Here is a 21416-nt window from a genome sequence, read left to right on the forward strand (position 1 = left end):
GTGCTCTCGAGATCCGCCGGCCGTCCCGGCCGATCGTGGACCGTGGCGGCGTTGGAACAACTGCTAGGGAACACAAGATATGCCTGGGACCCTGATGCTGCAACGCGTCGGGGGACCGGGCCGAGGCGGGCGGACCAGGATCGGTCGATGAATGTGGGGCGGCGAGACGTGATGCAGGCGGACGAGACAGGCCCCGGCGCGGCGCGGCGGCGCGGCGAGCGCTGGCGGGCGCCCTACGCCACCGATCCGGCGGCCACCCGCGGGCGCCTGATCCCGGAGGCGATCTCGCCCACGCGCAGCGACTTCCAGCGGGACCGCGACCGCATCATCCATTCCTCCGCCTTCCGGCGCCTCAAGCACAAGACCCAGGTCTTCGTCCATCACGAGGGCGACCATTACCGGACGCGGCTGACCCACACCCTGGAGGTGAGCCAGATCGCCCGGGCCCTCGCCCGGGCGCTGGGCCTCGACGAGGACCTCGCCGAGGCCCTGGCGCTGAGCCACGACCTCGGCCACACCTGCTTCGGGCACACGGGAGAGGACACCCTGGATGCCTGCCTGGCGGACCAGGGCGGCTTCGACCACAACGCCCAGGCCCTGCGCATCGTCACCCGGCTGGAGCGGCGCTATGCCGGCTTCGACGGCCTCAACCTCGCCTGGGAGACCCTGGAGGGCCTCGTCAAGCACAACGGCCCGCTGCTGGAGCCGGACGGGCGCCCCACCCGGCGCTGGACGGGCCGCGGCATCCCGGCCGCGATCCTCGAATACAACGCCCTCAACGACCTGGAACTGGACCGCTTCGCCGGGCCCGAGGCGCAGGCCGCGGCGCTGGCCGACGACATCGCCTACGACAGCCACGACCTCGACGACGGCCTGCGCGCCGGCCTGTTCGACCTCGCCGACCTCGCCGCGGTGCCGTTCCTGCGGAGCCTGCTCGACGAGATCGAGGGCCTGTACCCGAGCCTCGAGCCCTCGCGAAGAATCCACGAGCTGGCGCGGCGCGTCATCACCCGCTTCGTGGAGGACGTCATCACCGAGAGCACCCGGCGCCTCGCGGCCCTGAACCCGCGCACCGTGGCCGACATCCGGGCGGCGCAGGCCCCGGTCGTCGCCTTCTCGGCGGCGATCGCGGAGGCGGATGCGGCGATCAAGGCCTTCCTGTTCGCCCGGATGTACCGCCATCCCGGCGTGCTCGCGGTGCGGGCCAAGGCCAACACCATCGTGTCCGACCTGTTCGACCGGTTCACGGCGGAGCCCGGGGCGATGCCGGCGGAATGGTCGGCGGGGCTGGACGGGGCGGAGCCGGGACGCGTCGCCCGCCGGGTCGCCGACTACATCGCGGGCATGACCGACACCTACGCGGTGCTGGCGCACCGACGCCTGTTCGCGACGACGCCGGACCTGCACTGGAGCCCGGGCGACCGCAGCCTGCCCCTCACCGACCCGTAGGCGGCCGGGTGGCCGGGTGGCCGGGCGCCCCTAGAGCGTTAGCCCCTCGTGGAACAGGTCGGGGGAGATCGGCAGCATGAAGTGCACGCCGATGCCGCCCTCGAAGTGGCGCACCACCCGGCCGGGGGTGCGCCCGACCATCAGGCTCATGCCGATGGCCGGAGTGCTGGTGGTGCTCAGCGCCACGCCCGACATGGAGATGTCGATGATCCGGGCCGGCACCTCGCGCCCGCTCTCCAGGCGCAGGACGACGCCCGTGACCAGGGGCGTCAGGCGCTCGTGCGTGCGGCCCTCCGGCAGGCCCAGGCTCTCGCGGTTGGCGAGCCAGGTCAGCTGCGAGGCGATCTTGTCGCGCTTGCGCGGGGTCGCGCTGAGGCGGACGGCGAAGCCGCCGGGAATCAGGCGCGCGATGGTGCCCTCGATCCGGCCGACATGCTCGAGATAGAGCACCACCCGCTCGCCGACCTCGCCCGGGACGGCGCAGTTCAGGCGCACGCCCCCCGGCGACATGTCGACGGTCTGGCACGGATATTCCCGCCGGTCCGCCAGCATGTAGCGCCCCAGCATCGAGACCTTGACGCGGTGGTGCCGGCGCAGGTCCGAGATGCGGACGTCACGGGGCAGCCTCGCGGGCGGACGGGTGGCGACCTCGATCATGGGGACAGGGCGACTCGTTTCGAGGCTTCACTGCCCGTCAGGCTAACACCCGCTGGTTACGAAAGGTTTGCCCGTCAGGCGCGGCCGCCGGGGTGGACCAGGAGGTGGCCGCGGCGGAGCGGCGCGCTGTCGTTGGCGGGCTCGGGCAGGTTCTGCAGGGTCGCCCGGGCATCGCGGGAGGCCGGGGCGGTCTCGTGGCCGAGGATGCGCAGGGAGGTCGTGCGCATCCGCGTCAGGGGACGCAGGCCGAGCCAGTGCGGCACGCAGGTCGGGCTGAGGGCCCCGAGGATGCGGGTCTGCGTCTCGCCGTGGTGGCGCAGGGGCAGCAGCAGGAGCTCGAGGTCGATGGTCTCGTCGCGCTCCGTCAGGCCCTGCAGGCCCGCCACGGCCCCGACGGTGTCGACGGCCACGGCCTCGACCAGCAGCCACGGATCGGCGTCGGGCCGTCCCCAGAGGCCGGCGAAGTCCCGTCCCTTCAGCTCGCGCCCGAACAGGGCGCAGACATGGGTCCCGGCCAGGCGGACCGAGGCCGCCCCGCGTGCCATGTCGACCTCGAGGATCAGGCTGTCGGCGAGCAGGTTCCGGATCTCGCCGGGCTCGATCTCGCTGCGTTCCGGCGCGGCGCGGCCATTCCGCAACCGGTCCCAGTAGGCGTGGAGCAGGCGGCTGGTCGGATGCTTCATGGGAGTCCCACAATGGCACGGTCCGGCGACGGACCTTCTCGGATCGGGCGCTTTCGGGACGGTTCTGGGCCGCTCCCGAGGTCTGTGCCAGGCTCGGCGCAGAGCTTATGCCGACCATCCTCGCGGCGCCCCCTTAACCCTTCATCAAGGTTAACGGGTCGACGGAGTTGTCCACCGCCAAGTTTAGACGCGCCCCGTGCCGGCGGATTTTCCCGCGCGGCGGGGCCCGTTTCCGCATCGCGGAGCTTGTTTCCCGCATGGCGGGGCTTGTTTCCCGCATGGCGGGGCTTGTTTCCCGCATGGCGGGGCTTGTTTCCCGCATGGCGGGGCTTGCGGCCCCGCCTGCCGCCCCGACATGGTGGCCGCATGGATGCCAGCCCCGACCTGCCGCCGCAGAACCGCGTTCCGATCTTCAACATGCCGGGCGTGGTCACCGCGTCGATCGGCGTGCTCGTGGGCATCCACGCCCTGCGCGAATTCGTGCTGCCGGACACCTGGGACATCGCCGCCCTGATCGACCTCGCCCTGATCCCGGGACGCTGGAGCGTGGCCGTCGATCCGGCCCGGGCGGAGGAGCTCCTGCGGGCCGCTACGGCCCTGGCGGGCGACCCCGACGTGGTCGAAGCCCGGCAGGCCTTCGCCCGCTACGTGGTGGCCGACCCCGCCGCGATGCCCTGGACCTTCGCGACCTACGCGCTGCTGCACGGCTCGTGGATGCACGTCATCTTCAACACCGTCTGGCTCGCCGCCTTCGGCTCGCCGGTGGCCCGCCGCTACGGCGCCTGGCGCTACGGCCTGATCGCCCTCGTGGGCGCGGTGGCGGGCGGCATCCTCCACGTCCTCCTCGACCCCCTGAGCACCGCCCCCCTGATCGGGGTCTCGGCCGGCGTCTCGGCCCTGATGGCGGCCGCGGCCCGCTTCGTGTTCCAGCCACCCCCCGTCTATGCCGGCGTGCCCCCCTGGCAGCGCCCGGCCGCGCCCCCGCTCCAGACCATCCCGGAGCTGATGCGCAACCGCACCGCGGTGGTGTTCCTGGTGATCTGGCTCGTGACGAACTTCCTGTTCGGCGTCATCGCCCTGCCGCTGGGCGCCGAGGCGACCTCGGTGGCCTGGGACGCCCATCTGGGCGGCTTCGTCGCGGGCTTCTTCCTGCTGCCGCTCCTCGACCGGGCCCGGCGCTGACGGCGGGCTCACGCCGCCCCGGACCGTGAATTATCCTGCGTCCTCGGCGACGGGATCCTGCGGGATCTTGCTATATGCGGTCGCGCGCCACACAATCGCCGCAGACCGAGCTGGGCACCCTGCCGTTCTGGCCAAGCCCGGCCGCCCCGTCCCAGGGGTGACTTGAGGGAAAGGACACGTCCATGACCGTTGCTCGCATCCTCGCCGAGAAGGGCCGCTCCGTCGTCACGGTGGAGCCCCAGCGCACCCTCGACGAGGCCATCCACCTCCTGGCCGAGAAGCGCATCGGCGCCGTCGTCGTCAGCGATGCGGACGGGGCGGTGCGCGGCATCCTCTCCGAGCGCGACATCATGCGGGCGCTCGCCGCCAAGGGCGCCAACGCCCTCGACGCCCGGGTCTCCGAGCACATGACCGCCGAGGTCACCACCTGCACCCGCGCCAGCAGCATCGAGGAGGTCATGCACCTCATGACCGAGGGCCGCTTCCGCCACGTGCCCGTGATCGAGGACGACCGGCTGGCCGGCCTCATCTCCATCGGCGACGTGGTCAAGCGCCGGATCGAGGCCGTCGAGGCCGAGCACCGGGCCATGCGCGACTACATCACCATGGCCTGAGTCAGGTGCGGGCGTGAGGCAGGATCGGGCCTGAGTCAGGTCCGGGCGGCGGCCGCCGCCACGAGGCCGCGGATCTGCGGCAGGGCGGCGCGCGCCGCCTCGCGGCCGAGGGCGATCCCCTCGGCCGCCCGGTGGAACTCGAACAGGCCCATCCCGGCCAGGCGGGGCACGATGGCGATGTCGGGCGGGTCGCCGGCCAGGCGCGCCCGCGAGATCCGGTCCTGCGTGATGTTGAAGGCGTCGAGCATCACCCGCGCCATGCCGGGGGTGGCGAGGCCGTCGGCCGGCCCGGACGCGCGATCGGACGTGGTACGACGCGGACCCGGCCGGCGCAGGCTCCAGCGCCGGGGCCGGCGGGGGGCGGGCGCCACCGCCTCGGCCGTGACCCGCGCGGGCGCCGCCTCCCGCACGCCGGGGCGCGGGTCGCCGTTGAGGTTGACGCAGATCACGAGGTCGGCCCCCAGGGCCCGGGCGATCGTCACCGGCACCGGGTTCACCAGGGTCCCGTCGAGGAGGAGCCGGCCTCCGCAGCGCACCGGCGGGAAGATGCCCGGCAGGGCGTAGGAGGCGCGCAGGGCCTCCACGAGGCTGCCCCGGGTGAGCCAGACCTCCTCGCCGCTGTCGAGGTCGGTGGCGACGCTGGCGAAGCGGATCGGCAGGCCCTCGATCCGGCGGTCGGCGAGGTCGTGCTCCAGGCGCCGCTTCAGGCGGTCGCCCGCGATCAGGCCGGAGCGGAGCCGCAGGTCGAGGAGCCCCATCACGCTGCGCCGGGTCAGCGACAGGGCGAAGGCCTTGAGCAGCCCGAGCTGGCCCGCCGCGTAGCAGCCGCCCACCACCGCGCCGATGGAGCAGCCCGCCACCACGGCCGGGTGGAGTCCGGCCTCCTCCAGCACTTCGATCACCCCGATCTGCGACCAGCCCCGGGCCGAGCCGCCACCGAGGGCGAGGCCGATGCGGGGGCCGGGGGCGGGGGGCGCCGCCACGGGCTCGACGGCCCCGGCGGGGAAGCGCGCGTGCGGGGAGGCGCCCTGGCGGACCTCCGCGGCGGGACGCACCGGGGACAGGCCGTCCCACATCAGCGACACCGGGATGCGGGAGAGGGGGCGAAGAAACCCGGGACGCGGCGACCGCGACGGGGCGGGCGCCGCTCCGGACGGGCACGCCGCGCGCCGGGATCAGGCATCGGCGGGCCGCAGAATCGCCTGGCCGGTCGCCGGATCGTGATCGACGCGGCGGTAGAAGCAGGCGCGCCGGCCGGTGTGGCAGCAGCCGCCGTCGCCACCGACCGCGACGCGGATCAGCACCGCGTCCTGGTCGCAATCGACCCGCATCTCAACCACGCGCTGGACCTGACCGCTGGTGGCGCCCTTGTGCCAGAGCGCGCCGCGGGAGCGGGACCAGTACCAGGCCTCGCCGGTCTTCAGGGTGAGGGCCAGGGATTCGGCGTTCATGTGGGCGAGCATGAGCACCTGCCCGTCGGCGGCGTCGACGGCGATGCAGGAGACGAGGCCGTGTGCGTCGAAGCGGGGGGTGAAGGCGGCCCCCTCCTCGACCTCGGCCCGGCTGCCCGGTTCCGGGAAGGCGCGGGTCATCGGGAGACAGACGTCATCGCGGGCCGGCTCAGGACTTGTTGCGCACGAGGGTGAGGAAGCGGACCTGCTCGTTGGCGTCGTTGCGGAAGGCGCCCCGGAACTGGGTGGTGATGGTGGAGACGCCGGCCTTCTGGACGCCGCGCATCGCCATGCAGAGGTGCTCGGCCTCCACCATCACGGCGATGCCGCGGGGCTTGAGGATGCTCTCGATCACGTCGGCGATCTGGGCCGTCATGGTCTCCTGGGTCTGCAGGCGGCGGGCGAAGGTGTCGACCACGCGGGCGAGCTTCGACAGGCCGACCACGCCCTTGGTCGGGTAGTAGGCGATGTGCGCCAGCCCCATGAAGGGCACCATGTGGTGCTCGCAATGGGAGTAGAACGGGATGTCGCGCACCAGCACGATGTCCGAGTAGCCCTCGACCTCCTCGAAGACCCGATCGAGCAGCGCGTCGGCGTCCTGGCCGTAGCCGCCGAAGATCTGGCCGTAGGCCTTCACCACCCGGGCGGGGGTGTCGCGCAGGCCCTCGCGGTTCGGGTCGTCGCCGGCCCAGCGCAGGAGGGTACGCACGGCGGCCTCGGCCTCCTCGCGGCTCGGACGGCCCGTGGCGATGGCCTCGGGCACCCGCTGGGCGGAGGCGGGCAGGGGAGCGATCTCGGGCGCGGGCGCGGGCGCTTCGCCCCGCGCGTTGTCGTTGCGCATGGCGCTGAGGGCGCCGTTCTGGCGGGTCGGTTCCATCCCGGATTCCTCCGTCTCGGTCAGGCGGTAGGAGAGGGACTTGAGCGCGGCATCCATGGCATCTTCCGCCCGGGCGATCCGGGTCGTCATCGGGTGGCTGTCAGGCTTTGCGTACATCGTCGAACCATGGGGCCGTCGGGTGAGGACGGCCGATGCCCGGACGGTGCCGTCTGCGGTGGCGCAACCCCGGCCGTGGGCGCGACCCGGGTCGACGAGCCGCCTCCTCGCGAAACGGTGCGTGGGGGCCTATATCGTCGTTATCGCGCCGTCGCGCAATGCAGGCTGCGCGGATCAGATCTCCGGGATCGGAAGCCGGCTGTGCGCCCGGCCGTCCCGGCGGAACGGCAAATGGACCCGGCGGGACCGCAAGTGAACCCGGCGGAACAGCCAGAGGATCGGAATTCCATGCTCGACGACATCTACAACCGTCGCATCCTCGAACTGGCCGCCGACATCCCGCGCCTGGGACGCCTGGCGGCCCCGGACGCCAGTGCCACCGCGCATTCGAAGCTCTGCGGCTCCACCGTCACGGTGGACCTCGCGGTGCGGGACGGCACGGTCACCGACTTCGCCCACGAGGTGAAGGCCTGCGCCCTCGGCCAGGCCTCGTCCTCGCTGATGGCCCGCCACGTGGTCGGCACCAGCGCCGGGGAGCTGCGCGCGGTCCGCGCCGCCATGCGGCGGATGCTCAAGGAGGGCGGCCCGGCGCCCACGGGCGCCTGGGCGGATCTCGCGGTCCTCGAGCCGGTGCGCGACTTCAAGGCCCGGCACGCCTCGACGCTCCTGACCTTCGACGCGGTGGTGGACGCCCTCGACCGGATCGAGGCCGGGGCGGTGGCGGCCGCCTAGCATGCTGCTCCGCCGCATCGCCCACGGGGCGATCCGCACCTATCAGCTCACCCTGTCGAGCCTGGTCGGCCGCCAGTGCCGGCACTGGCCCTCGTGCTCCCACTACACCGACGGGGCGATCCAGCGGCACGGGCTCTGGGCGGGCGGCTGGATCGGGTTCGCCCGCATCTGCCGCTGCGGCCCCCTCGGCACCCACGGCATCGACCTGGTGCCGGAGGCCCTGCCGGCGCGCGCCGCCTGGTTCACCCCCTGGCGCTACGGCCGCTGGCGCGGCGTGAACGCGCCTCCCTCGCCCTTCGCCTGCGAGCCCTGCACCTGCGCGGCGGTGGGGGAGGGGGCCGACCCTAGACCGGCGCCGCCGTGATCCACTTCAGGAACACCAGCGTCCCCGTCACCGTGAGGGCGCCGCCGATGCGGGTGGCGATCTGGGCGAAGGGCATCAGCGCCATCCGGTTGGCGGCGGTGAGGATCGCCACGTCGCCGGTGCCGCCCTGGCCGCTGTGGCAGGCGTTCACGATGGCGGTCTCGATCGGGTACATGCCGAGCCGGCGCCCGACGCCGTAGCCCGTCGCCATCAGGGTGACGACGGTGGCCACGATGGTGATCAGGTTCGGCAGCGTGAAGGCCGCCACCAGCTTGTCCCAGGGGGTGAGCGAGACGCCGATGGCGAAGAGCAGCGGGTAGGTCATGCCGACCTGCACGAACTTGTAGACGATGAAGCCGCCGGCCTGGAGCCGGGGCGAGACCGCGCTGGCGAGCTTGGCCAGCACCGCCAGGAACAGCATCGCCACGGGGGCGGGCAGGCCGGTGAGGTGGTGGCACATCACGCCGAGGAGGTAGAGCGTCACCGCCGTGAGGCCGGCCGCCGCCACCGTGGCGGCGTCGATCGGGCCGGTCTCCACGGGCGTGCCCGCCTCCATGTCGTTCTCGGTGTGGGGCTGCAGGCGGCCCTCGCCGGTGAGGTGCGGCTTGCGCCTGCCCACCCAGTTGAGGGTGCCGGCCAGGATGATCGCCGTGAGGCTGCCCAGCATCACGGGCGGCAGCACCTGGGCGAAGACGTCGCCCTGCGGGATCCCGAGGATGTTGCCGTAGCCGATGGAGAGCGGAATCGCGCCCTCGCCGACGCCGCCGGCCATGATCGGCACGACGATGAAGAAGAAGGTGTGGTGCGCCCCGAGCCCCAGCAGGGTGCCCACCAGGGTGCCGACGCAGCCCGCCGCCAGGGAGCCGAGGCCGAGGGGGACGAAGATCTTGAGGAAGCCCTTGATCAGCACAGCCCGGTCCATGCCCAGGATGCTGCCGACGATGATCGCCGCGATGTAGAGGTAGAGGAAGTTGGTGAACTTGGTGAAGTCCGTGATCGCCTTTATGATCGGGCCCGGGATCAGCGCGTAGTAGACCAGCGCCGAGGGGATGAAGGTGGCGAAGATCGCCCCCGCCCCGATCTGGCGCAGGACCGGCAGGCGCTTGCCGATCTCCGCGCAGGTGAAGCCGCCGAGCACCAGGACGGCGATCATCGTCGGCGCGTCGGCCTTGATCTCGCCCTCCGCGGTCAGCACCCAGAGCAGCGCCACCAGGATCAGGTAGACCGGCAGCGGGATGATGCCGATCTGCAGGTCGACGAGGCGCCACCAGCCCTGAGGCCAGAAGCGTGTCCCGGTCTGGACCCCGGGCAGGTGGGCCGTCGTGGTGATCGCGACGCCTTCGGGGTGCGCCGTCGGTACGGGGCTCGGCATGAACGTCTCTCCCGGCGAAAGCCCGTTTGCCCCGCGGGGCCGGCTCGTCCGTGTTTTCTTGGATTTTTTTCTGGTCTCGACCGTGCGGCACGGAAGGCCATCGGCGAGCATCAGTCGGGTTGGACCGGCTTTGTCAATTGATCGGCCGGCACGGGCCGCGATGGTGATTGAGGATCCCTGGCGATTGTCAGCAACCCGGGGCGGGAGCGGCCGCCGGGGGGCCGGGACCGGATGCGCGGAATCCGCGTTCCTTCCCGATGCGAATGGGTCTAAACGGCCCGGCGCGGCGCCGCATCGGGGCCGCGCCGACCCCGACCCGCCCCCCGCTTACCTGCCGCGTACGCAGGAGTGAGCCTCCAAGGAGCCCCCGGCCATGCCGATCCTGACCTTCCCCGACGGCAACACCCGCAGCTACGACGCCGCGATCACCGGCCGTGCCGTCGTCGAGGGCATCGCCAAGTCCCTGGCCAAGCGCACCGTCGCCATGGCCCTCGACGGCACCGTGCGCGACCTCGACGACACGATCGCGCAGGATGCCCGCATCGAGTTCCTCGACCGCACCGACCCGCGCAGCCTGGAGCTGATCCGGCACGACTGCGCCCACGTGCTGGCGGAGGCGGTGCAGGCCCTGTGGCCGGGCACGCAGGTCACCATCGGCCCGGTGATCGAGAACGGGTTCTACTACGACTTCGCCCGGGACGAGCCCTTCACCCCGGAGGACTTCCCGAAGATCGAGGCGAAGATGCGCGAACTCATCGCGCGCGACGCCCCCTTCACCAAGGAGGTCTGGAAGCGCGACGACATCCGGGCGCTCTTCGCCGGGAAGGGCGAGGCCTACAAGGTCGAGCTCGTGGACGCGATCCCGCCCGGCGAGGACCTCAAGGTCTACCGCCAGGGCGACTGGTTCGACCTCTGCCGCGGCCCGCACATGACCTCGACGGGCAAGGTCGGCACCGCCTTCAAGCTGATGAAGGTGGCGGGCGCCTACTGGCGGGGCGATTCCAACAACCCGATGCTGACCCGCATCTACGGCACCGCCTGGGCGACCAAGGAGGACCTCGACGCCTACCTGCACCGCCTGGAGGAGGCCGAGCGCCGCGACCACCGGCGCCTGGGGCGCGAGATGGACCTGTTCCACTTCCAGGAGGAGGGGCCGGGCGTCGTGTTCTGGCACGCCAAGGGCTGGACCGTGTTCCAGGAGCTGATCGCCTACATGCGCCGGCGCCTGCGCGGCGACTACCAGGAGGTCAACGCCCCCCAGATCCTCGACAAGGCCCTGTGGGAGACCTCCGGCCACTGGGGCTGGTACCGCGAGAACATGTTCGCGGCCCAATCCGCCGGCGACGAGGCCGAGGACAAGCGCTGGTTCGCGTTGAAGCCCATGAACTGCCCCGGCCACGTGATGATCTTCAAGCACGGCCTGAAATCCTACCGCGACCTGCCCCTGCGCATGGCCGAGTTCGGCGTGGTCCACCGCTACGAGCCCTCGGGCGCCATGCACGGCCTGATGCGCGTGCGGGGCTTCACCCAGGACGACGCGCACATCTTCTGCACCGAGGACCAGCTCGCCGACGAGTGCCTGAAGATCAACGACCTGATCCTCTCCACCTACGCCGATTTCGGCTTCGGCGAGATCGTGGTGAAGCTCTCGACCCGCCCCGAGAAGCGGGTGGGCTCGGACGCCCTCTGGGACCATGCCGAGGACGTCATGACCCGGGTGCTCACCCAGATCGAGGAACAGTCGGGGGGCCGGATCAGGACCGCGATCAACCCGGGGGAGGGCGCCTTCTACGGGCCGAAGTTCGAGTACGTGCTGCGCGACGCCATCGGGCGCGACTGGCAGTGCGGCACGACCCAGGTGGACTTCAACCTGCCGGAGCGCTTCGGCGCCTTCTACGTCGATGCCGAGAGCGGCAAGAAGCCCCCGGTCATGGTCCACCGCGCCATCTGCGGCTCCCTGGAGCGCTTCACCGGGATCCTGATCGAGCACTTCGCCGGGCATTTCCCGCTCTGGCTCGCGCCGGTGCAGGTGGTGGTCGCCACCATCACGGGCGATGCCGACCCCTACGCCCGCGCGGTGGTCGCCGCCGCGACCCGCCTCGGCCTGCGCGTCGAGGCCGACCTGCGCAACGAGAAGATCAACTACAAGGTCCGCGAGCACTCGCTGGCGAAGGTGCCGGTGATGCTCGTCGTCGGCCGCAAGGAGGGCGAGGAGCGCACCGTCTCGGTCCGGCGCCTGGGCAGCCAGCACACCCGCACCGGCGGCCTCGACGAGACCCTGGCCGCCCTGGTGGCGGAGGCGACCGCGCCGGATCGCATCCGGGCGGAGGCGGTGGCCGAGACCGTGCCGAGCGCCGACGTCGCTCTCGACGGCCAGCACGGCGAGGCCCCGACGCCGTAGGGCGGCGGGTTCGGCCTCCGGGCGGTTGCGTCCTCCGGGCGGTGCCCGGATCAGGGGGCGCAATTGGCGGCGTAGAGGGCCAGGATGCGCTGCAGGGCGGCGTAATCCTGCGGCATCGCCGGGTTGCGCAGTTCGGGCCCGTCCGGGACGAGGCCGGCGATGCCCGCCGCGAGGTCGGCGACGAAGCGGCGGGGCCCCACGGGATTGCCCATGCGGTTGGTGGTGTCGACGACGCCGCAGAAAGCCCCCGCGCGGCCGGCACGGAGCTGGCCGTAACGGGCGGTGGCGGGCGTTCTCAGTCCCTGTCCCAGGAGGGCGATCACCCGGTCCGCGCGTTCCGGACCGATCTCCCGGTCGGAGCCGTCCGCCACGAGCGCCCGCGCGGGATCCGCCCCCTGCGCCCGCGCGGGACGCGGCACCAGGAGAAGCGGCGCCAGGAGCAGGACGAGGGCACCGATCGCAAGTCGCCTCATGCGTGTCGTCTCTCTCCGCCGGTCGGGACGCCTCGGCTCAGCCCGCCTTGGCGATCACCTCGACGTCGCGGTTCAGGCCACTCTCGACCTTGAATTCGCGGGTGTAGACCTGCCCGTCGTGCCGGGCGATCAGGACGTAGTCCCCCTCCGCCAGGGTCACCTGCGGGAAGGCGCCGATGGCCTCGCGGATGGTGTCGCCGCCCGGCGTCAGCACGCTGAAGGCGGTGCCGGCGAAGGCCTCGGCGCCTTCGGCCGCCACCAGCTTCAGGGTCAGGGTGGCGGCGCGGTGGTTGAGGGTGGCGTCCGTGACCTTGCCGTTCTCCACCTTGAGGTCGGCGCGCTGGATCGCGTTCGAGCCGCCATAGGTCGAGACCACGTGGTAGGTGCCCTCGGGCAGGCGCAGGAGCTCGCCCGCCTTGACGCCGCTGCGCACGAGGCGCCCCTCGGAGTTCGTCCCGATCGGCACGAAGACCGAGAAGGCGAGCTGGTCGGCGCCGAGCTTCACGTCGCCGATGGCGCCCGAGAGCTTGAGCGCCCCGGCGCTGACCTTGAGCTGCTCGGCGGCCGGCTGGCCCGCCATGACGACCCGGCGCGCGGCGCTGGCGAAGCCGTAGGTCACGGTGGCGACGTAAGCGCCCGGCGGCAGGGTGAAACTCGGCTCGGCCGCCTCGGAGCGGGCGACGATGCCGGGCTTCGTGCCGTCGGTGCGGTCCTCGTAGATGCGCCAGGCGAGGCCGGAGCGCAGGGGCTTGTCGCCGCCCGCGAACACCGCCGTGAGGGTCAGGGCCGCGCTCGCCGCGCTGGGCAGCGGCGGCGCCGAGGGGTCCGACATCGACGGCGCGGGCATCGAAGGGGAGGGCATGGACGGGGAGGGGAGGTTGGGCCCGATCCGGTTGTGGAAGGCGTTGCCGTCCTGCGCCGCGGCGGTGCCGGGGTGACCGCCGAGGAGGAGGGCGCAGCCCAGCCAGACCGATCCGTACCCTGCCCGCGCCATCCCGCACCTCCCAATCCCGACCGGGGCGTCCCGCCGGCGTTGCCAATCTGCCGCCGGCGCGCCATGTCACGGACGGCCGCCGCGCCCGGTGCCCGCCCTCTGGAACCGGACCATGGCGGCGGCAAGGCCATCCCGCCTCCGAGGGCCGGTCGTCTGCGGCCCCGCCCCTCTCGCCCGATCCTGCTCCAGGGATGCCATGAACGCCACCCTCGATCTCCTGCGCACCCGCCGCTCGGTCCCGCCCCTCCGCCTCGCGGGACCGGGCCCGGACGCGGCCGAGCTCGACGCGCTCCTCACCATCGCGTCGCGCGTGCCGGACCACGGCAAGCTGGCGCCCTGGCGCTTCCTGGTGATCGCGGGCGAGGCCCGCACCCGCATCGGCGACGCCATCGCGGCGGCCTATGCCGCCGACCACCCGGAGGCCGACGCCGCGCGCCTCGACCTCGAGCGCCACCGCCTCGCCCTCGCCCCCCTGGTGGTGGCGGTGGTGTCGCGGGCCGGCCCGCACATCAAGATTCCCGAATGGGAGCAGGTGCTCTCGGCCGGCGCGGTGGCGATGAACCTCGTGGTGGCGGCCAACGCCACGGGCTACGCCACGGCGTGGCTCACCGAGTGGTTCGCCTACGATTCCCGCATCCTCGACGTCCTCGGCCTCGTGCCCGGCGAGCGCCTCGCGGGCTTCATCCATATCGGGCACGCCCAGGAGGTGCCGCCCGACCGGCCCCGCCCGGCGCTCGCCGACATCGTCACCCGGCTCTGAGGGGCACCCCATGCATTACGACGCCGAGACCAAGGGCCTGCCGCACAACCCGCTGAAGGCCCTGGTGGCCCCGCGCCCGATCGGCTGGATCAGCGCGATGAACCGCGACGGCGCGGTGAACCTCGCGCCCTATTCCTACTTCAACGCCGTGGCGGCCGGCCCCGACATGGTCATGTTCTCCTCGGCCGGGCGCAAGGACGCGATGACCTTCGCGGAGGAGGGCGGCGAGTTCGTCTGCAACCTCGCCACCTACGACCTGCGCGAGGCGGTGAACGCCACCTCGGCGCCCCTGCCCCGCGGCGAGAGCGAGTTCGCCTTCGCGGGCCTGACCCCGGCGCCCTCGCGAAAGGTGCGCCCGCCCCGGGTCGCCGAATCGCCGGCCGCCCTGGAGTGCAAGTGGCTGCAGACCGTGCCGCTGACGCCGCTCGACGGCAGCGACGCCTCCCACTTCCTGGTGATCGGGCAGGTGGTCTCGATCTACATCGACGACCGCTTCATCCGCGACGGCCTCGTCGACACCGGCGCCATGCGGCCGATCCTGCGCGGCGGCTACTTCGACTACTTCACCGCCGAACCGGAGACCCGGTTCGAGCTGCGCCGGCCGGCCGGCGGGGGCGGGTAGGCGCCCGACCGCCCTTCCGTCACGGCAGCCGGGCGCATCGCCGCCAATCCTTGATTTTTATAGCACCCGGTGCTACGATTTGGAATGTCGGCCGATACACCCAGAACCTTCAAGACGGCATGGTTTTTCCGAGCCGCTCGAAAGGCTCGCATCCAGGACGACGCGCTGTGCGCTGCAATCCGGGATGTGGCCAGAGGTCAAGCCGACGATCTCGGGGGTGGCGTCTTCAAGAAGCGCCTGGACAAGAACCGGTATCGCAGCATCATCCTTGCGAAGGGGGGCCGATACTGGATCTTCGCATACCTGTTTGCCAAGAAGGACAAAGCGAACATCGCGGACGACGAACTGGAGGACTTTCGAACCCTCGCCAAGGCTTACGGGGCGATGACCGAGGAGCAGCTTGCCGAACTCATTGCGGACAGGGACCTGACGGAGATTTGCCATGACAACGAAAGCTAGGTTCAGGAACGCGGCCTCCGAGGCGATCCACACATCTGCGGCCATGCTTCACAAGGTCGGTGCCCTCGACAAGGCGACGATGCGCGACTTCGATGCGCGTCATCTGGCTGTCCCGAGCGCCATCGATCCTGCTCAGATCAAGCGGATCCGTGAGGCCAACAACGTCAGCCAGCCCGTCTTCGCACGCTATCTCAACACGAGCGAGAGCACCGTCGAAAAGTGGGAAACCGGCGCCAAGCGGCCGAGCGGGATGGCGCTCAAGCTGCTGAGCGTCGTCCAGAAACACGGATTGCAGGTCCTCGCCTGAATCTCCCCTCCGCCGGTCTCGCCACGCAACCCGTGACGTCCGATGCCGCCGGCGGCTGGGCCCCTCACCGCCGCCGGCCCAGGCGCTCCGCGATGGCGATGCCGCCGATGACGAGGGCCAGCGCCAGGGCGTCGTGCCAGCGGACAGGCTCGCCCACCAGCAGGATGGCGAGGCCGGCCCCGAAGATCGGCACGAGGTTGACGAAGAGGCCGGCCCGGTTCGGGCCGATCAGCTCGACGCCGCGCAGGAAGGCGAGCTGCGCGATGAGCGAGGGCCCGAGCGCCACGAACAGCACGATGGCCCAGCCCTTGCGGGTCGGCCAGATCGTGTGGCCCAGGGCCCATTCGGCGGCGAGCGGCGGCAGCGAGGTCACGAAGGCGGAGAGCGCCACGGCGGTGAAGAAGCTCAGGCCCGAGACCTTGGGCCTGCGGGAGAGCGCCACGGTGTAGCCGGCATAGAGCCCGCAGGCGACCAGCATCAGCACGTCGCCCCGGTTGAAGGCGAAGGTCGCCAGCACCCGCCAGTCGCCGTGGGTCGCCGCCACCATGGCGCCCGCCAGCGTCACGGCGACGCCGAGGAGCTGCGCCCCCGTCACCGCCACCCGGTGGACGAGATAGTTGATCAGGATGACGAGGACCGGGATCGACCCCTGGAACAGGGCGATGTTGATGCCGCTGGTGAACAGGCCGGCGGCGTAGAACAGGCTGGCGTAGAGGGTGTAGCCGCACGCTCCCATCAGCAGCACGTAGCGCCAGTGGCGCGTGAGCCGGTCCCACTCCGCGTTGAGGCCGGCCCGGGCCGGCAGCGCCAGGGCGAGGCAGGCGAAGGCCCAGCGCAGGCAGGTGAGCACCTGGGGCGAGACCTCGCCCGCCGCCCACTTGCTCGCCACCACGTTGCCGCCCCAGAGCAGCATCGTGAATACGAGGAGCGGGTAGGCCGTGGTCGCCGGCTCGGCCGCGCGTCCGGCGGGCGTCTCCGGGACGCGCATGGGGCGGATCTCCCTGGGCTCGGGCCCGGCTCGCGGCCGGCGACCGGGGGATAGCCCGCCGGGGGCCGCGGGGACAGGCCGTCCGGCGCAACACCGCCATCGAAATCCGTCCGCGGCCGCCGCGGCGCGAATCCCCGCGGCCCTGCGGAGAACCGGCAGCGTGCCCATCCCCCGGTATCGCTCGGCGCACCGATTCCCTCTGCGGGTGAACACGGTTATGCCGGGCGGAACAGCGGCGACACGGCCGCGGACCAGGGGGAGGGCGAGACAGTCGGTGACGTGGCGATCGCTCCTCCTCGCCCTCCTCCTGGTCGGCGTGCTGGCGGCCGGCCTCGGCGGCCTCGCCGTCTCGCCCCAGGGCGCCCTCCTCCTGGGCGAGCTGCGCGAGCACGTCGAGGCCCTCCAGGCCCGCCCCGGGCCGGCGAAGCCCGCGCACCTGCCGGCCCAGCGCACCGCCGTGGAGGAGGGCCGCACCGTTGTGCGCCTCTCGGCCGCCGAGCGCGCCCGCATCGGCATCACGACCGAGGCCCGGCCCCTGGCCGAGCACCGGGAGGAGTTGCAGGCCTATGGCAGCGTCCTCGACCTCGCCCGGGTCACCGACCTGACCAACGCCTATGCCAGCGCCCAGGCCGCGCTCCAGACGGCCCAGGCCCGCGCCGAGGTCTCGCGCAGCGCCCTGCAGCGGGCCAGGACCCTCGGCCCCTACGCCACCACCGTGCAGGTCGAGACCGCCGGGGGCACCGCCCAGACCGACCAGGCCGCCCTGGCGGCGGCGGAATCCCAGGTGCGCACCCTCTCGGCCACCGCCCAGCAGGAATGGGGGCCGGTGATCGGCCGGGCCATCGTCGCGCGCGCGGCCACCGTCACCCGGCTGATCGAGCGCACCGACTTCCTGGTGCAGGTCACCCTGCCGCCGGGGGAGGGCCTGAAGGGCCCGCCGGCGGCGGCCTTCGCCGAGGTGCCGCCCCAGAGCGCGCGGGTCGCCCTGGCCTACGTCTCGCCCGCCACCCGCACGGACCCGCGCATCCAGGGCCTGAGCTTCTTCTACACCGTGCCGGGCGACAGCGGCTTCCTGCCCGGCATGAGCATGCTGGCCTTCCTGGCCTCCGACCGCAGCGTCACCGGCCTCAGCGTGCCCGAGGACGCGGTGGTGCACTGGCAGGGGGCCGCCTGGATCTACCGGGCGGTGGGGCCCGACGCCTTCGCCCGCCACCGGCTGAAGGCCGACCCGCCGATGTCGGCCGACGCCTACGTGGTGGAGGACCTGCCCGGCGGCACCGAGATCGTGCTCTCGGGGGCGCAGGCGCTCCTCTCCGAGGAGATGAAGAGCCAGCTCCAGGTCTCGGGCGGCGTCGATGACGATTGAGGCGCCGGGCTCCGGACCGGGAGGCTCCCGCGGCCCCCAGGCGGCCCTGGTCGCCTTCGCCGTGCGCTTCCGCGGCGTCGTCCTGGCGCTCAGCCTGGCGCTCGCCGCCTACGGCTTCGTCGTGCTGGCCGATGCCCAGTACGACGTCTTCCCGGAATTCGCGCCCCCCGCCGTGGTGATCCAGACCGAGGCCCCCGGCCTCAACCCGGAACAGGTCGAGGTGCTGGTGACCCAACCCGTGGAGGTCGCGGTCAACGGCCTGCCGGGGGTGGTCTCCCTGCGCTCGAGTTCGATCCAGGGCCTGTCGGTGATCACCGTCACCTTCGGGGCCGGCAGCGACATCTACCGGGTGCGCCAGCTCGTCACCGAGCGGCTGACGGCGCTGGCCGGCCGCCTGCCGCAAGGGGTGCTGCCGCCGGCGATGACGGCGCTCACCTCCGCCACCAGCACGGTGCTGCTCGTCGGCCTGACCACGCAGAGCCGCTCGGACATGGACCTGCGCACCCTGGCGGACTGGACCGTGCGCCTGCGCCTCCTCGCCGTGCCGGGGATCGCCCAGGTCTCGGTCTATGGCGGCGCGGTGCGCTCGCTGCAGGTGCAGATCCGCCCGAACGACCTCGTGCGCTTCAACATCGGCGTCAACGACGTGCTCGCCGCCGCGCGGAAAGCCACGGGCGTGCGCGGGGCCGGCTTCGTGGACACGCCCAACCAGCGCATCGCCCTCCAGACCGACGGACAGTCGCTGAGCCCCGAGGCGGTCTCTCGGACCGTGCTGATCAACGAGGGCGGGGCCAGCGTGACCCTGGCGGACGTCGCCACCGTGGTCGCCACCGGCGAGCCGGCGATCGGCGCCGCCCTGGTGGACGGCCGGCCCGGGGTGCTCCTCATGGTCGGCGCCCAGTACGGCGCCAACACGCGCGCGGTCACCGCGCGGGTCGAGGCGGCCCTGGAGGACCTGCGCCCGGCCCTGGCGCGCGAGGGCGTGACCCTGCACGCCGACCTGTTCCGGCCGGCCAACTTCATCGCCATCGCCAACGGCAACGTGCTGCAGGCCCTCGGGCTCGGCGGCATCCTGGTGGTCGTGGTGCTGTTCGTCTTCCTGTACGACTGGCGCACCGCCGTGATCTCGGCACTGGCGATCCCGCTCTCGCTCATCGCCGCCGTGGTGGCGCTCCAGGCGCTGGGCGAGAGCCTCAACACCATGACCCTGGGCGGGCTCGCCATCGCCATCGGCGAGGTGGTGGACGACGCGGTGATCGGCGTCGAGAACGTGGTCCGGCGCCTGCGCGAGAACCGCCGCCTCGGCGGCCCGCGCCCCGAGGGGCGGGTGGTCCTCGACGCCATCCTGGAGGTGCGCACGGCGGTCGCCTACGCCACCATCGCGGTGCTGCTGGTCTTCCTCCCCGTCCTCGCCCTGTCGGGCATCGCCGGCCGGCTGTTCGGCCCCTTGAGCCTCGCCTACATCCTCGCCGTGGTGGCCTCGCTCGCCGTCGCCCTCACGGTGACCCCGGCCCTGGCGATGGGGCTGCTCACCGGCCGGCGCGAGGCCTCGACCCTGGACCCGCCGGTGATGCGCGTCGCGCGCGGCGCCTACGCCCGCCTGCTCACCCGGATCGACCGCGCCCCGCGCGTCCTCATGGCCTGCGGCCTCCTCGTCACCCTCCTGGGGGCCGCGATGCTGCCGTTCTTCGGCTCGACCTTCCTGCCCGACCTCAAGGAGGGCCACCTGATCCTGCACATGGCGGCGGCGCCCGGCACCGCCCTGCAGGAATCCCTGCGGCTCGGCACCCGCATCACCGCCGAACTGAAGGCGATTCCCGGCATCCGGGCGGTGGCGTCGCAGATCGGCCGGGCCGAGGCCGGCCAGGACACCGCCGGCACCCATTACAGCGAGATCCACATCAACCTCGAACCCGGCCTCGACGGGGCGGGGCAGGGGGCGGCGGAGGCCCGGATCCGGGCCGTGATGGCGGGCTTCCCCGGGGCCGCCTTCTCCCTCAAGACCTTCCTCACCGAGCGCATCGAGGAGACCGTGTCGGGCTTCACCGCCCCGGTGGTGATCAACGTCTTCGGCACGGATCTCGGCGCCATCGAGACGGCCGCCCGGGACATCGCCCGCGAGCTCGCTGAAGTGCGGGGCGCCGTCGACATCCAGCAGAGTTCCCCGGCGGGCCTGCCCCAGGTCAATGTGGGCTTGCGGCCCAACGACCTGCGCCACTGGGGCCTCTCGGCCATCGAGGTGATGGAGGTGGTGCGCACCGCCTACCAGGGCGATATCGTCGGCCAGACCTATGCGGGCAACGCCGTGTTCAACGTCCTCGTCATCCTCGATTCCGCCACGCGGGGCCGGCTCTCGGCCCTGAGCGACCTGCCCTTGCGCGGCTCCGGCGGCCGGGTGGTGCGCCTCGCCCAGGTGGCGGACATCTACGAGACCTCCGGCCGCTACCAGGTCCAGCACGAGGGCGCGCAGCGGGTCCAGGCGGTCACCGCCAACGTGACGGGGCGCGACGTCGCCGGCTTCGTGGTCGATGCCAAGCGCAAGATCGCCCGCGCGGTCGCCCTGCCCCCCGGCACCTATGTGGGCTTCGCCGGCTCGGCCGAGGCGCAGGCGCGGGCCCGGCGCGACCTCCTGGTCTATTCGGGGCTGGCCGGCCTCGGCATCGTCCTCCTGCTGGCCATCGTGACGGGAAGCCTGCGCAACCTGCTGCTGGTCCTGGTCAACCTGCCCTTCGCCTTCGTGGGCGGCGTGCTGGCGGTCTTCGCCACCGGGGCCGTGCTGTCGCTGGGCTCGATCGTCGGCTTCGTCACCCTGTTCGGGATCAGCTTGCGCAACACCATCATGATGATCGCCCATTACGAGCACCTCGTGGTGGAGGAGGGGCAGGCCTGGGACCGGGACACGGCGGTTCGCGGGGCCGCCGACCGGATGGTGCCGATCCTGATGACCTCCCTGGTCACCGGCCTCGGCCTGCTGCCGCTGGCGCTGGGCGCCGGCGAGCCCGGCCGCGAGATCGAGGGCCCGATGGCCATCGTGATCCTGGGCGGCCTCGCCACCTCGACGGTGCTCAACCTCCTGATCCTGCCGACCCTGGCCCTGCGCTTCGCGCGCTTCGGCACGCCGCAGGGCAGGGCGCTCGAACCGGTCGCCTGACGTCTCCGCGCCGGCCGCGGCATCCCTGAGCTGTGCGGCGCCCGCCTTCCGGCCTAGAGTTTGTCAGGGATCAGCGGGAACCGGTGATCCCGAAAAGACAAACGTCCGAGACAGGACAGGCCCTCGGGTCTCGACCGCAGGACTCCGCCATGCGCCCGACGCCGCTTGCCCGCCTCGTGCAACGCCAAGAAGGTGCCGGGCCTCCAGACGACCTACGAGACGGAAGACGGTTTCGAGGGCGTCGACACCGCCCGCATCCTCACCATCAACCCGGACGGTATCGCGGCTGAATACGTCCTGAAGATCTGGGGGCGCTGAGGCCGGGACCGTCCCCGTCGTCGCCTGCGGTCTGCCCGGACCTTGTCGAAGGCGGGATCAATCGTCCTCGCCCAAGGGG

General features: G+C 72.3%; 22 protein-coding genes. 13 read left to right on the forward strand and 9 right to left on the reverse strand.

Going from position 1 to position 21416, the window contains the following annotated elements; translation table 11 throughout:
• Positions 1-171: 171 nt before the first annotated feature.
• Entirely contained in the window at positions 172-1449 is a 1278-nt protein-coding gene (locus tag ASG51_RS06100; RefSeq protein WP_056349832.1) for a deoxyguanosinetriphosphate triphosphohydrolase, read from the forward strand.
• A gap of 30 nt (positions 1450-1479) precedes the next feature.
• On the opposite strand, the gene ASG51_RS06105 is transcribed toward ASG51_RS06100, so the two are convergent.
• Both ASG51_RS06105 and ASG51_RS06110 read right to left on the reverse strand, forming a co-directional pair.
• The gene (locus ASG51_RS06105; RefSeq protein WP_056214190.1) at positions 1480-2106 is read right to left on the reverse strand and encodes a PilZ domain-containing protein; all 627 of its coding nucleotides are present in this window, start codon (positions 2104-2106) and stop codon (positions 1480-1482) included.
• Positions 2107-2180: 74 nt separating this feature from the next.
• Positions 2181-2789 (reverse strand): PAS domain-containing protein, encoded by a 609-nt coding sequence (locus ASG51_RS06110; RefSeq protein WP_056214194.1) that lies wholly within the window; start codon positions 2787-2789, stop codon positions 2181-2183.
• A 366-nt stretch (positions 2790-3155) separates the two neighbouring features.
• Here ASG51_RS06110 and ASG51_RS06115 point away from each other — a divergent pair, with 366 nt between their 5' ends.
• Entirely contained in the window at positions 3156-3971 is an 816-nt protein-coding gene (locus ASG51_RS06115; RefSeq protein ID WP_056379728.1) for a rhomboid family intramembrane serine protease, read from the forward strand.
• Between the two features lie 182 nt (positions 3972-4153).
• The gene (locus ASG51_RS06120; RefSeq protein ID WP_056214200.1) at positions 4154-4585 is read left to right on the forward strand and encodes a CBS domain-containing protein; all 432 of its coding nucleotides are present in this window, start codon (positions 4154-4156) and stop codon (positions 4583-4585) included.
• A gap of 35 nt (positions 4586-4620) precedes the next feature.
• Here the strand turns inward: ASG51_RS06120 and ASG51_RS06125 are convergent, their stop codons facing one another.
• From ASG51_RS06125 to folE, 3 genes are all read right to left on the reverse strand, one after another.
• Complete coding sequence (locus ASG51_RS06125) at positions 4621-5661, reverse strand: patatin-like phospholipase family protein (RefSeq protein ID WP_082513896.1); 1041 nt, start codon at positions 5659-5661, stop codon at positions 4621-4623.
• Positions 5662-5760: 99 nt separating this feature from the next.
• Complete coding sequence (gene hisI / locus ASG51_RS06130) at positions 5761-6177, reverse strand: phosphoribosyl-AMP cyclohydrolase (protein WP_056214203.1); 417 nt, start codon at positions 6175-6177, stop codon at positions 5761-5763.
• A gap of 28 nt (positions 6178-6205) precedes the next feature.
• Positions 6206-7030 carry a GTP cyclohydrolase I FolE gene (folE, locus tag ASG51_RS06135; protein WP_056379730.1) on the reverse strand — a complete coding sequence of 275 codons (825 nt, stop codon included), beginning with the start codon at positions 7028-7030 and terminating at the stop codon, positions 6206-6208.
• Between the two features lie 288 nt (positions 7031-7318).
• Between folE and ASG51_RS06140 the strand changes: the two genes are divergently transcribed.
• On the forward strand, positions 7319-7762 hold the full coding sequence (locus ASG51_RS06140) for an iron-sulfur cluster assembly scaffold protein (protein ID WP_056214209.1): 444 nt from the start codon (positions 7319-7321) through the stop codon (positions 7760-7762).
• 4 nt (positions 7763-7766) lie between these two features.
• Positions 7767-8126 carry a membrane protein insertion efficiency factor YidD gene (gene yidD, locus ASG51_RS06145; RefSeq protein WP_056379760.1) on the forward strand — a complete coding sequence of 120 codons (360 nt, stop codon included), beginning with the start codon at positions 7767-7769 and terminating at the stop codon, positions 8124-8126.
• On the opposite strand, the gene ASG51_RS06150 is transcribed toward yidD, so the two are convergent.
• Complete coding sequence (locus ASG51_RS06150) at positions 8107-9498, reverse strand: 2-hydroxycarboxylate transporter family protein (RefSeq protein WP_082504147.1); 1392 nt, start codon at positions 9496-9498, stop codon at positions 8107-8109. The genes yidD and ASG51_RS06150 overlap by 20 nt on opposite strands.
• 373 nt (positions 9499-9871) lie before the next feature.
• Here ASG51_RS06150 and thrS point away from each other — a divergent pair, with 373 nt between their 5' ends.
• Positions 9872-11899 carry a threonine--tRNA ligase gene (gene thrS, locus ASG51_RS06155; protein ID WP_056277651.1) on the forward strand — a complete coding sequence of 676 codons (2028 nt, stop codon included), beginning with the start codon at positions 9872-9874 and terminating at the stop codon, positions 11897-11899.
• A gap of 50 nt (positions 11900-11949) precedes the next feature.
• Here the strand turns inward: thrS and ASG51_RS06160 are convergent, their stop codons facing one another.
• Both ASG51_RS06160 and ASG51_RS06165 read right to left on the reverse strand, forming a co-directional pair.
• Positions 11950-12372: a hypothetical protein gene (locus ASG51_RS06160; protein ID WP_056379731.1), complete on the reverse strand. Its 423-nt coding sequence runs from the start codon at positions 12370-12372 to the stop codon at positions 11950-11952.
• Positions 12373-12409: 37 nt separating this feature from the next.
• Positions 12410-13366 (reverse strand): hypothetical protein, encoded by a 957-nt coding sequence (locus tag ASG51_RS06165; RefSeq protein WP_056379732.1) that lies wholly within the window; start codon positions 13364-13366, stop codon positions 12410-12412.
• Between the two features lie 196 nt (positions 13367-13562).
• Here ASG51_RS06165 and ASG51_RS06170 point away from each other — a divergent pair, with 196 nt between their 5' ends.
• The 4 genes from ASG51_RS06170 to ASG51_RS06185 all read left to right on the forward strand — a co-directional run bounded on the left by ASG51_RS06170 (position 13563) and on the right by ASG51_RS06185 (position 15514).
• Positions 13563-14126 carry a nitroreductase gene (locus ASG51_RS06170; RefSeq protein ID WP_056379733.1) on the forward strand — a complete coding sequence of 188 codons (564 nt, stop codon included), beginning with the start codon at positions 13563-13565 and terminating at the stop codon, positions 14124-14126.
• Positions 14127-14136: 10 nt separating this feature from the next.
• Positions 14137-14748, forward strand: coding sequence for a flavin reductase family protein (locus tag ASG51_RS06175; RefSeq protein WP_056214229.1), 612 nt, complete (start codon positions 14137-14139; stop codon positions 14746-14748).
• Between the two features lie 84 nt (positions 14749-14832).
• Positions 14833-15207: a type II toxin-antitoxin system RelE/ParE family toxin gene (locus ASG51_RS06180; RefSeq protein WP_056379735.1), complete on the forward strand. Its 375-nt coding sequence runs from the start codon at positions 14833-14835 to the stop codon at positions 15205-15207.
• The gene (locus ASG51_RS06185) at positions 15191-15514 is read left to right on the forward strand and encodes a DNA-binding transcriptional regulator (RefSeq protein WP_056379737.1); all 324 of its coding nucleotides are present in this window, start codon (positions 15191-15193) and stop codon (positions 15512-15514) included. Before ASG51_RS06180 ends, ASG51_RS06185 begins: the two co-directional genes overlap by 17 nt.
• 64 nt (positions 15515-15578) lie before the next feature.
• Here the strand turns inward: ASG51_RS06185 and ASG51_RS06190 are convergent, their stop codons facing one another.
• On the reverse strand, positions 15579-16502 hold the full coding sequence (locus ASG51_RS06190) for a DMT family transporter (RefSeq protein ID WP_056379739.1): 924 nt from the start codon (positions 16500-16502) through the stop codon (positions 15579-15581).
• 274 nt (positions 16503-16776) lie between these two features.
• On the opposite strand from ASG51_RS06190, the gene ASG51_RS06195 reads away from it, so the two are divergent.
• The 3 genes from ASG51_RS06195 (at position 16777) to ASG51_RS23925 (ending at position 21337) form a co-directional block, all read left to right on the forward strand.
• Positions 16777-17868, forward strand: coding sequence for a hypothetical protein (locus tag ASG51_RS06195; protein ID WP_056214238.1), 1092 nt, complete (start codon positions 16777-16779; stop codon positions 17866-17868).
• A complete protein-coding gene (locus ASG51_RS06200) occupies positions 17858-21019 on the forward strand; it encodes an efflux RND transporter permease subunit (protein ID WP_056379740.1) in 3162 nt (1053 codons plus the stop codon). Before ASG51_RS06195 ends, ASG51_RS06200 begins: the two co-directional genes overlap by 11 nt.
• Positions 21020-21184: 165 nt before the next feature.
• A complete protein-coding gene (locus tag ASG51_RS23925) occupies positions 21185-21337 on the forward strand; it encodes a hypothetical protein (RefSeq protein ID WP_156389589.1) in 153 nt (50 codons plus the stop codon).
• The last annotated feature ends 79 nt before the right edge of the window (positions 21338-21416 follow it).

Origin of the sequence: Methylobacterium sp. Leaf465 (assembly GCF_001424705.1) — a bacterium.
Classification (GTDB): Bacteria; Pseudomonadota; Alphaproteobacteria; order Rhizobiales; family Beijerinckiaceae; genus Methylobacterium.